The 9598-nt window shown below is 64.4% G+C and carries 8 protein-coding genes; 4 read left to right on the top strand and 4 right to left on the bottom strand.

What is annotated here, in order from left to right; genetic code table 11:
• Positions 1 to 116: 116 nt before the first annotated feature.
• From EYB53_RS24265 to EYB53_RS24255, 3 genes are all read right to left on the bottom strand, one after another.
• A complete protein-coding gene (locus tag EYB53_RS24265) occupies positions 117 to 1178 on the bottom strand; it encodes an AI-2E family transporter (RefSeq protein WP_167857598.1) in 1062 nt (353 codons plus the stop codon).
• A gap of 7 nt (positions 1179 to 1185) precedes the next feature.
• Positions 1186 to 2133 (bottom strand): hypothetical protein, encoded by a 948-nt coding sequence (locus tag EYB53_RS24260; RefSeq protein WP_135482013.1) that lies wholly within the window; start codon positions 2131 to 2133, stop codon positions 1186 to 1188.
• Between the two features lie 171 nt (positions 2134 to 2304).
• Positions 2305 to 3438 carry an MGDG synthase family glycosyltransferase gene (locus tag EYB53_RS24255; RefSeq protein ID WP_135482011.1) on the bottom strand — a complete coding sequence of 378 codons (1134 nt, stop codon included), beginning with the start codon at positions 3436 to 3438 and terminating at the stop codon, positions 2305 to 2307.
• A gap of 307 nt (positions 3439 to 3745) precedes the next feature.
• Between EYB53_RS24255 and EYB53_RS24250 the strand changes: the two genes are divergently transcribed.
• The 4 genes from EYB53_RS24250 to EYB53_RS24235 are packed head-to-tail and all read left to right on the top strand — an operon-like array spanning position 3746 to position 8649.
• Positions 3746 to 4219 (top strand): potassium channel family protein, encoded by a 474-nt coding sequence (locus tag EYB53_RS24250; RefSeq protein ID WP_135482009.1) that lies wholly within the window; start codon positions 3746 to 3748, stop codon positions 4217 to 4219.
• A 58-nt stretch (positions 4220 to 4277) separates the two neighbouring features.
• Complete coding sequence (locus tag EYB53_RS24245) at positions 4278 to 6074, top strand: hypothetical protein (RefSeq protein ID WP_135482007.1); 1797 nt, start codon at positions 4278 to 4280, stop codon at positions 6072 to 6074.
• A gap of 17 nt (positions 6075 to 6091) precedes the next feature.
• Entirely contained in the window at positions 6092 to 7468 is a 1377-nt protein-coding gene (locus tag EYB53_RS24240; RefSeq protein WP_135482004.1) for an AI-2E family transporter, read from the top strand.
• 2 nt (positions 7469 to 7470) lie between these two features.
• On the top strand, positions 7471 to 8649 hold the full coding sequence (locus tag EYB53_RS24235; protein ID WP_135482002.1) for an SPFH domain-containing protein: 1179 nt from the start codon (positions 7471 to 7473) through the stop codon (positions 8647 to 8649).
• Between the two features lie 84 nt (positions 8650 to 8733).
• Here the strand turns inward: EYB53_RS24235 and EYB53_RS24230 are convergent, their stop codons facing one another.
• Entirely contained in the window at positions 8734 to 9249 is a 516-nt protein-coding gene (locus EYB53_RS24230) for a DUF1269 domain-containing protein (protein WP_167857597.1), read from the bottom strand.
• Positions 9250 to 9598 lie beyond the last annotated feature (349 nt).

The raw sequence follows: 9598 nt of genomic DNA, 5'->3' as shown, positions 1-9598 counted from the left end.
ACCAAGCGTTTCAGTCGGCTGAGCCGGAAGCCGACTGAAGTCGGCACTACCTGATGAGCCGGAAGCCGGCTGAAGCCGGCACTCCCTTCGGCAGCAGAGCAGAATTTGTTCACACACTATTCAGTAACGCTAAGGGTCGGTGCTTCTTCTGCTACCCTGGCATCGATGTAGACCTCAAAGTAGAGCTCGATAGCCGTCTTGGCTAGGATCATTGCGACAGGGCCAATCACTACGCCCCAGACCCCAAAGAGAGCTGCACCGCCAAAGGCGCTGATCATCACCAGGGCCCAGTGCAACTCGGTGCTGCGTGAGATCAGCACCGGGCGGATCAGTTCGTCCATGTTCGGGATCACGACGAAGGTCCATCCTAGCAGCACAAGCGGCTGCCAACCCCAGCCGATCGCGAGCATCACCACCGCAATCGGTACGGTGACGATCAGTACGCCCAGCGGGAAGATCGCAGCCACGATGCAGAGCAGCGTCCAGATCGCTACGTAGGGCACGCCCATGAGCCAGAGCACGAGGCCCGTGCTTAGCCCCTGCACACCTGCCACCGCCACGATGCTCAGCACGGTTGAGCGCAGGCCCAGGGTTGCCATCTCGAGGAAGCGCCCCGAAATCGCTGGGGCCAGAGGGAGCCCGCGCTGGAGTTGTCCGACGAGTCGGGGGTAGCTCGGCAGCACGTAAAGCAGGGTAGCCAGAAAGACCCAGAAGCGGATAATCAGTTCGGGGATCGAGCCAACCAGACCAAAAACGCCTCCGGCAAGCTGCTCGAGCGCCTGGCGGACTCCGGTGTCAAGGCGTACGCGCAATTGCTCGCCCGCCTGCCCGGTCGCCTGGGCGATCCATTCAAAGAAGATCCGCACGCGCTCACCGCCGGACGATGGATCGAACGACTGGATCTCGGCGAGGAAACGCTGGCTCTGACTCGCGATCAGCGTCACCGCGACCAGCAAGGGGATCAGCACCGTCAGCGCGATGGCGAGCAGGGTCACGGCCAGGGCGACCAGATCGCGCCCTCCCGTCCACCTCCAGCCCAGGGCGCGGTCGTAGAGCGGACGGAAGAGCACCGCCGCCAGCAGCCCAACGGCAATCTCGCCTGCATACGGCCAGAGCACATAGACGACCAGTAGCAGACTTGTTACGAGAATGCCGACAAAGAAAGGGCGATTGTTCATTGTTGCCTCATATCCCTTCGCTTTCCCACGACCGGATGCATGCGATGACCTCGTTGGCCGAGTGGGTGCAGTGGTCGGTTCCGTCGGGCAGCCTACTCTTGCCATCGTAGTAGCCGCCGGGACCTGTGTGGGCAATGGGCCCGATAGCGCGCTCGCGGTAGATGCCGCGCTGACGGGCTTCCCACCACGGCGAGCGGTGGTTGATCGGCCAGCGGCTGGGGAAGATCATCTGCGGAAGCATCGTTGCCACTGGGTCTTTTGTCCCGTAGAGATGGTCGAAGTGGCGAAAGCTGAGGATGGCAGGGTCGCCGCTCATCACGCCGCCGAGGGAGACCATGCGCACGGGGACATGCAACGCCTGAGCGAGGAACGGTCCCGTCCCGAGGCCCATCTGCCCGCCACCGCTGGAGCCGACCAGCGTAATTGGCACCCCACTGTCAATGACGTAGCCGTGGCGAACGAGAGCGATCAGGATCTGCTTTGCCAGACCGAAGCTTATCACCGGGCCATAGCGGCGGTCGGCCGAGACGAGAACCTGGAAGAGGTTGCGGGTATTGATCAGTTGCTGCCAAAAGCCGCCGCGCCCAATGGCGTGGTGCCACAGCCGTCCTAGGGGCCGGGCCGGATGATCGAGGCTGAGGCCCAGCACCGAGTAGGGCAGCACCCCGTCAACAACGACCGTGTCGGGCAGGTGCGCCCGGAGGTGGGCGATAAAGGGCCGCTCCTCCTCCGGAACCTCGCCGCTGCGGGGGCTGCCTACGCCCGAGAGAAAGACCACGTAGTGGCGCGCCGCCGCGCCACCGACGCCCTGGCGCTCGCGCAGAGCGTCGGCGGCAGCTTCCAATTCGTGGTCGTTGCCGAACCAGCCCGCCCACCAGCCGAGCGCCTCGAGCGGGGCGAGCGCGAGGCTTACCGCGAGCAGGGCGAGGGCACCGAAGAGCAGCAGCGCAAGCATAAAGTCACCTTTTCGGCTTGCAAACCGATAGCGTCAGAGACAAGCCCAACCGTTATGAATATTCAATATTACATCGGGTATATGATGGTAGTGCCGACTTCAGTCGGCTTCCGGCTCAGCCGACTGAAGTCGGCACTACCTGATGTAATGCTTAAAACTCATTACGGCTGACTAGATAACATCCAGGTCGTCAAGCACCTGCTCGGCAATGGTGAGGGCCGCTCGAGGCTTGCCGACGGCCTGGGCGTTGGCACGCATGCGGCTCAGCAACGCGGGCGACTCGAGCAGGTGGAGCGCAGTGATCGGTACCAACTCGGGCACGCGCAGCGAGATACCGGCCCCGGACAGGGTGACGAAGTCGGCGTTGGGTTCCTCCTGCCCTGGTAGAGGGCAGATCGTGATCATTGGCGTGCCACGGGCCAGCACCTCGCTGGTAATCAGACCGCCCGGCTTCGAGATCACCAGGTCGCTCGTCGTCACCAGGTCATCTACGTAGTCGATCATGCCAAGCTTTTGCAGGCCAACGGTGGCGTTGCCCTCGATTCCGGCCAGCGCGTCCAGCAGCCGCTCATTGCGGCCCGCGCAGATCACGAGTGTGAGGGGCACTTCTTGCTCGACCAGGCGCGCCGCGATGAAGGCGATCGTCGCGGGATCTACGCCCCCGCCGAAGATGGTCACGAGGGGCCGGTCGAGGGGGAGTTTATGCTGCCAGCGTAGCTTGTCGGCCTGCTTCGGCTCAGCGATGGCCGGGTTGATCGGAATGCCCGTCACTGTAAGGGTGGCAGGGTCGAGCCCCTGCCATGCGAGCATGGCAGCCGTGGTGCGGCTAGGGACGAAGTAACGTGTCACGTGGGGGACGGCCCAGACGCTGTGGGCCAGGAAGTCAGTGACCACCCCGTAGAGAGGGCAGGCCAGGCGACCCTCGGTCTTAAGCTGGCTCATCAAGGCCAGGGGCACCGGCATCACCGCAATGATGGCGGCAGGCGCCAACTCGGCCACATAATGCTCGAGCTTCTGGAAGAAGGGCCAGCCGCGTGTCGCACCCCGCAGGTTCTCGGCCATCGCCCGTTGGGCATCATCGGTATCGGCGGCGCGGTAGACCTGGCTATACAGCCCTGCGGCGTGCTCGCTCAGTTCCTTGTAGCCCTTTTTCCACAGGCTGCTGAGGGCGGGGTTGATGAAGTCGAGGCTATCCTCGACGTGGGCCTCGACGCCTGGGAAGCGTGCGAAGGCGGCGTCGAGGGCTCGCGCCGCGCTCAGGTGGCCCGTGCCGAGCAGAGCGTGCAGGATCAGAATCCGGCGCATTACGTGACTCCTTACTCTGCGCTGAAGTTGGATCGTCGTCAATCTTAAGTGTAGCAAGAGAGTCTTTGACTGGCATCGTCAGGACACGCAAGCATCATGACCAGTTGTGGAAGCCGGATCGCGCCGAATACGTAGAGCATTGTGCCCTTCGCCGGGGCGGCTACGCATCCTGGGCAAAGGGGCCTGCCTTATCTGGAAGCGGGATTTCAGCAATCGCTACGATGCATCGGGGGCCTCGGAGCGCTAGAGTGGAGAGAGCCCCGGCCTCTGGCTGGATAAAGTCCCAACCGCGATGAGGTGCGCCCGCATGGTTGCGCTGCTAATCACCCTAGCGCAGTTCTGGTCGACCGTCCGCATGGTATGGCGCGACCCGTCGTTCCGCTCGCTGGCCGCACTCACCGTGCTGCTGCTCTTCGTGGGGACACTGATGTTCCACGAGGTCGAGGGCTGGGCCTACCTCGATAGCTTCTACTTCTCGGCGATCACCCTGGCTACCGTGGGCTACGGTGACTTTACGCCCAAGACCCCCGTCGGTAAACTGCTGACGGTCTTCTACATCTTCATGGGCTTCGGCATGTTGATGGCGCTGCTAACGCGTTTCGCCGAGGCACTTCTTCAGTCGGAGCAGGAGGCCCGCACACGGCGGCACTTGCGCCGGATGCAGGCCCGCCAGAAGGAGGCCTCCCGCAAGGGTAAGCAGGCCTCCCGCAAGGGTGAGCGTACGCTTGCACCCTCGCTTAGCGAGGAGGCGCAGGCCATACCCGAGGAGCAGTCAACGTGAGCATAACACGGTCGCCGTTCGCGTGGCAGTGCTTTGGTGGTTAGTATAGGGAGCATCTATGGGTGCAGCAAACCAGGCCCCTGTCCAGCGGCCTGACAATAGCTATGGCCGCTACTGGCAGGCCCCGTTCAACCGGCCAGCATACTACCCGCTCGACCGCAGGCCCACCCCGGACCTGTACCAGCCGATCGGCGAATGGATGGGTCGGCTCATCCTGCCGCCCCTCGCGCAGCGCGAGCAGGTGCGAGGCACACTGATCGAGATCCACCATGCGCCCGCCGGGCATGATGGGCTCGTCGGTACAGTGGTACGCTTGCGCTGGGCCGACACAGCGGCGACCAACAAGATCTACTGGTCGCTCACCCGGCAGGTGCTCTTCGATGGGCGGGCCCGCAAAGCCGTCGCCGAGGGCACGGTGCTGCCCGAGCGGATCCAAGGGCTGTCCCTGGTGAATCCCTTCGAGTCCCTAGCCGGTGCTCACCCCAACGATGACATCGTTGTGCGCCTGCCCGAGCCGGTCACACTGGACGCCGCGCCGGCCGACGGTGGGGCACCCATCCTGTTCGTGCCACGCCAGCCGGTGCAGATCACCGGGCGCTTCTACGCCCTTGTGAAGTTCCTCGCCGCCGAGGGCGACGACGAGCACTATCGGGTGGTTCATTACAGTCGAGACAGCGCCGCTTTCGACGGTCCCGCCGAGGTCGTCCATATGCCCCTCGTGGTTGCCAATCAGGATGGGGTTATGCCCTTCACCAACGCGGGAATCGAGCACGCTCTGGCCGGCGTAGACGGCTGGTACATCTACGGGGCGTGCGACCGCGAGGGCGTGTTTGTTGTGCAGGCCCTGGCCCCGCGTCAGCTCCTGCGGCTCGCGCCCACACGCGTGATCGCCTCGCAAGAGGAGGCGCTCAGGTACGTCGGCAAGCAGGGCATCAAGAACGCTGCGGCCCATAAAGGCCAGGCGATGAACGTCTTCCTGCCGCCCCCCGGCGTTGACCCGCAGGCAGCCCAGGCCGATTGGTGCGAGGGCGACGACGCCCTGCTCATCCACGTCTACGGCGGCATTGGCGGCGAACAGGCCGAGCCAGCCCTGAAGGCAAGCCCGCTTTACTGGGGCCACTTCGCCTTCGGCGTGGCTCGGGTCGTGCGTGAACCCATCGCCGATGAACTGAGCTTCGATATCGAATACCTCCAAGTCTACGCTCACAACCCCGACGGACTCACCTCGGGCGCTCTTCACTGGTCGCGCTACATCGGCGACCGCCAGTACGGGTGGCTCGGCACCCGCCCCGTGCGTGATGTGCTGGTGCGCCTGCCCTGCTTCACGGGGCGGCGTGGGCAGACAAGCGTCACGCCGCTGGCGCTGACCCGTCGCTACCTAGAGATGATGACCGCACGCTACCGCATCGGCGGCGGTGCTGGTAGCAGCCTTGTGACGCCAGCTTACAACTGCGCTCAGGACTCGAACCAGGCGCTCTACGCCGCCTTCAAGGTCATCGCCCAGAACCTCACCTGGCAAGATCGCCAGACGCTCACCGCTGGCGATAGCGCACACGAGCAAGACCTGGCCGACCTGATGGCCCTGGGCAATGACCTCGAGCGCTACCTCGTGCCGTTCGGCGGTGCGCGATCCGATTGGGCCAGCGACGCGGGCGTGCTGGGGGGCAGCGCCGACATGGGCGGACTAGCGAACCTGTTCACCGCCCTGCGTAGCTGGCGCACGATGTTGCCCTCGGTGGCGGCGCGTACCCTGGTCGCGATCTTCCTGCGCCACGGTGCCGCAGCCTGGGTGCTCGACACCTACCAGTGTGGCGGTGTCAACCCGCATATTTCACCTGTGATGCCAAATGTGTAGGAAGGCATGCGTTACCTATGGCAATGACTGTTACCCCACGCGGCACACGCCGCGCTTCGACTCCACCAGACGGTGACAACAAGGCCGACCGCCCAGAGGGAGTGGCGCCCAGAGTACCAGAGGAGCGTGGACCCCCGGCGGTGCGGCGGGCACGAATGGCCTGGCGGCAACTGGGCGAGCGCATCGCCACGATCACCCCCGGTGGTCTGGCTCAGTTGCTATTGACGCTCGGAGCCTTGCTCGGCCTGATCGCCCTGATCTGGTTCGCCTGGGGTTCGCTCTTCCCGTTCGTGGTCGGCGCGGCAATTGCCTACGTGCTGCTCCCCTTGGTCAACCTGCTCGACCGCGTTCTCCCCCGCACGCTCGCCGTCCTGCTGATTATGGGGCTGGTTGCGGTGCTCGCCGCATTCTTCCTCTCGCTGCTCGTGCCCATCATCGTGCGGCAGATCAATGAGGCCTACCTGAGTCTGCCTTCGCCCGACGACTTCGCCACCTACGAGCAGCGCCTTGCCGCCTACCTGCGCACGCTTCCGCCCCCGATGCGAGCCTTCATCATCGACGTGATCACCCAGTTCTACGACCAGGCCCGCTCGAACGTCGACGTCTACCTCGGGCAAAGCGTCAACCTAACCATCAGAGCCCTGCTCGGGCTGGCGAATACCGTGGGCTTCGTGCTTGGGCTCATTGTCGTGCCAACCTGGCTGCTGGCTGTGCTGGTCGATCAGCCCCGCGGCCGCGCCGTCCTCGACCAGGCGCTGCCACCTGCCGCGAGAGCTGAGGTCTGGGCCGTGCTTCGCATCCTCGACCGCGCCTTCAGCGCCTTTGTGCGGGGCCAATTGTTCACGGCGCTGATCACGGGCGGGCTGGTCTACCTGGGGCTCGACCTGCTCACCCAGCTCTTCGGCCTCGCCTCCGAGGCTCGCTACCTGTTGCTGCTGGCGATCCTGGCCGGGCTAGCCCAGTTGATCCCTTCGATCGGGCCGTTCCTGGGCGCCATTCCGTCGATCTTCTTCGCCCTGACGATTTCCCCTCAACTGGCCCTTGCCGTCGTGCTCCTGTTCTTCCTCGTCCAGCAAATAATTAGTAACCTAGTGGCACCGCGCCTAGAGCGCAACATCGTTGATCTGCACCCGGCGATCCTCATCCTGGTCGTGGTCGCCCTGAGCCAGTTTGGCTTCTGGTGGATCCTGCTGGCTACCCCGATCACCGCAGTGGTACGGGATCTCTACCGCTACGCCTATGGACGCTTCGCCGACCCGCCCCGCCCGGCCGGCCTGCTCCCCGGCGAGCCACTCCCCGCTGTAAAGGCGGTGCGGCGCCGCCCCGCCCTCGTCTATCGCCGTGTGACCCAACTACGCCAGCCGATGTCTGAAGACCGAGAGCGAGGTGCCTAGCCATGACTCAACCCGACGACATTCAACTCGACGAACGCGACGCGCAGTTGACCCAGCGGCGGGTGCCGCTCGAACTCGCGTCCGAGGCCTTCACAACCCGTGGTGCCGACGGTACTACGCCAATCGTGATCGTGCCCGAACGACTGGTGCGCCTGCAGGTCGGTGCCCTTGCCCTGGGCGGGGTTCTGGTGGCCGGCGCTATCATTGGAGCCATCGTCATCGGTCTGAACTGGACTATTGGACTGGCCCTGGCAATTGGCGTCGTCGTGCTGCTGCTGGGACTCTACCGCTCGTTCTATGTGGCGATCCCCGAGGGTGTCAACGCATTGCTGGCTATCGGCGGGCGTTACGTGCGAACGCTGGGCAGCGGCCCCCATGTGCTGCCGCCCTGGATGATCGTTACCCACCTCGTCACGCGCCGCGAGATCCCATTCGACGTGCTGGTTGTCGAGGCACCCACCAGCGATGACGTACGGGTCAGCGTTGACGCACTGATCACCTTCATGATCAAGGATCCGCAGTGTTTCATCTACAACATCTCGCCCGACGACTTCGACCGGGTATTCCAGGCAGCCTGCCAGGACGCGCTGCGCAAGCTGGTGCGCCAGATCGAGGTTGCAGCGGTGAACGATCTCGTGCGTCGGGATCTGGCAGAGTTGCGTGCGGCGTTGAACGCCTATGCCGAGCGCTACGGTATCAGCGTCGTGACGATCGCGATCACCTACGCGCAGCCGCCAGGCGGTTTCTTGGCCTCGCAGGAGGCGCGACGCCTGGCTCTTGTGCAGCAGTCCGAGCAAGCCGAACGCCAGGCCCTCGCCCTGCGGCTCCAGGCCGACGAGGCGGCGTTGACGCGCCAGCGCATCGTCGCCCAGGTCGAGCAGGCGCGCGAGGAATTGCAGCTCGAGCTTCAACGGGCTGAGGCCCGGCGCACTGTGCTTGCGCTAGAAGCTGAGACCGAGGCGCTGCGACTGGAAAAGCTCCAGGAGCGGCTGCAGCTGTTCCCCGAGGCCGCAGCGTGGGACTGGCAGGGCGAGCAACTCGACGTAGCGCGAGCTCTGGCCGCCAACACGCGGGCCGTGGTGCAGTTCGCCAGTGCCGACGCGCTCGCCCGCCCGCTCATCCTGCACGACGCCACCACACCCGCGTCGACCGACCAGGCTGTCCCTCCCCGAGCCTCCTGAAAACCAGCAATATGCGAGCCTGGGAGCGAGGGCGTCTCGCCCTCGCTCCCAGGCTCGCAAAACACCACGACGGTGGGTGGGTGCCTACGCGTCGGTCGCTTCGGCCTCGAGCGCGGCCTGAGCCTCTTCAAGACCCTCGGCGGGGATCTCGTACTTCTTGGTCTTGCCACCGAGGCTCTCGATTTTCTCGGTCACAGCGGCGAGCTCATCTTCGTCAGCGGTCACGACGAGGGCCGCTTTGCCCTGACCAAGGTGCTCGGCGATCTGCTGCAGATCTTCTTTGGAGAGGTTGAGGTTCTTCTTGACGAAGGTGCCCACCACGGCGCCGCCGGTGGTGCCGATGAGGGCACCGCCGATCAGTCCGACGGCTGGGAGCAGGGCGGCGATCACGCCGACCGTCGCACCGACGACGGCACCCTTGCCAACCTGGCGACCAACGTGGGTCTTGACTTTGCCCTTTTCGAAGGTGATGATGCCGATTGCGCCGAGTTTGACTTCCTCGCTGGCCTTGTCCCAGCTCTTGATTGTGTCGCGGGCGCTCTCGGCGGCGTCCTCGCTGTCGAAGATGCCGACGACGACGTTATGGTTCTTGTTGTCCACGGTTAAACTGCTCCTTATGCTTGTGCGATACCCGGTTGCGAACTGCGCTCTGTTGACTCGAGACACCTCCAATGTAGCACCGTCCGTGCGTTCCTCCATCACAGAAAATGCGGATTTTTGTATTCCTCTTTTCGCGGCGCAGTTACGCATACAAGGCACTCTCGTTACCATAGCTGGCAGCAGCTTTCCGTACGGTTTGCCGCCACTCGTAGGGCAATTGCATCATACGAAATCGGATACAACGGGGCACCCGCAAGGGGTGCCCCTACACCGGATGCGGCCTCGCCCCGGTACGGGCACCCGCAAGGGGTGCCCCTACACCGGATGCGGCCTCGCCCCGGTACGGGCA

Source organism: Candidatus Chloroploca mongolica (genome assembly GCF_004762035.2).
GTDB classification, from domain to species: domain Bacteria; phylum Chloroflexota; class Chloroflexia; order Chloroflexales; family Chloroflexaceae; genus Chloroploca; species Chloroploca mongolica.
This window is presented reverse-complemented; position numbering and strand designations above follow the sequence as displayed.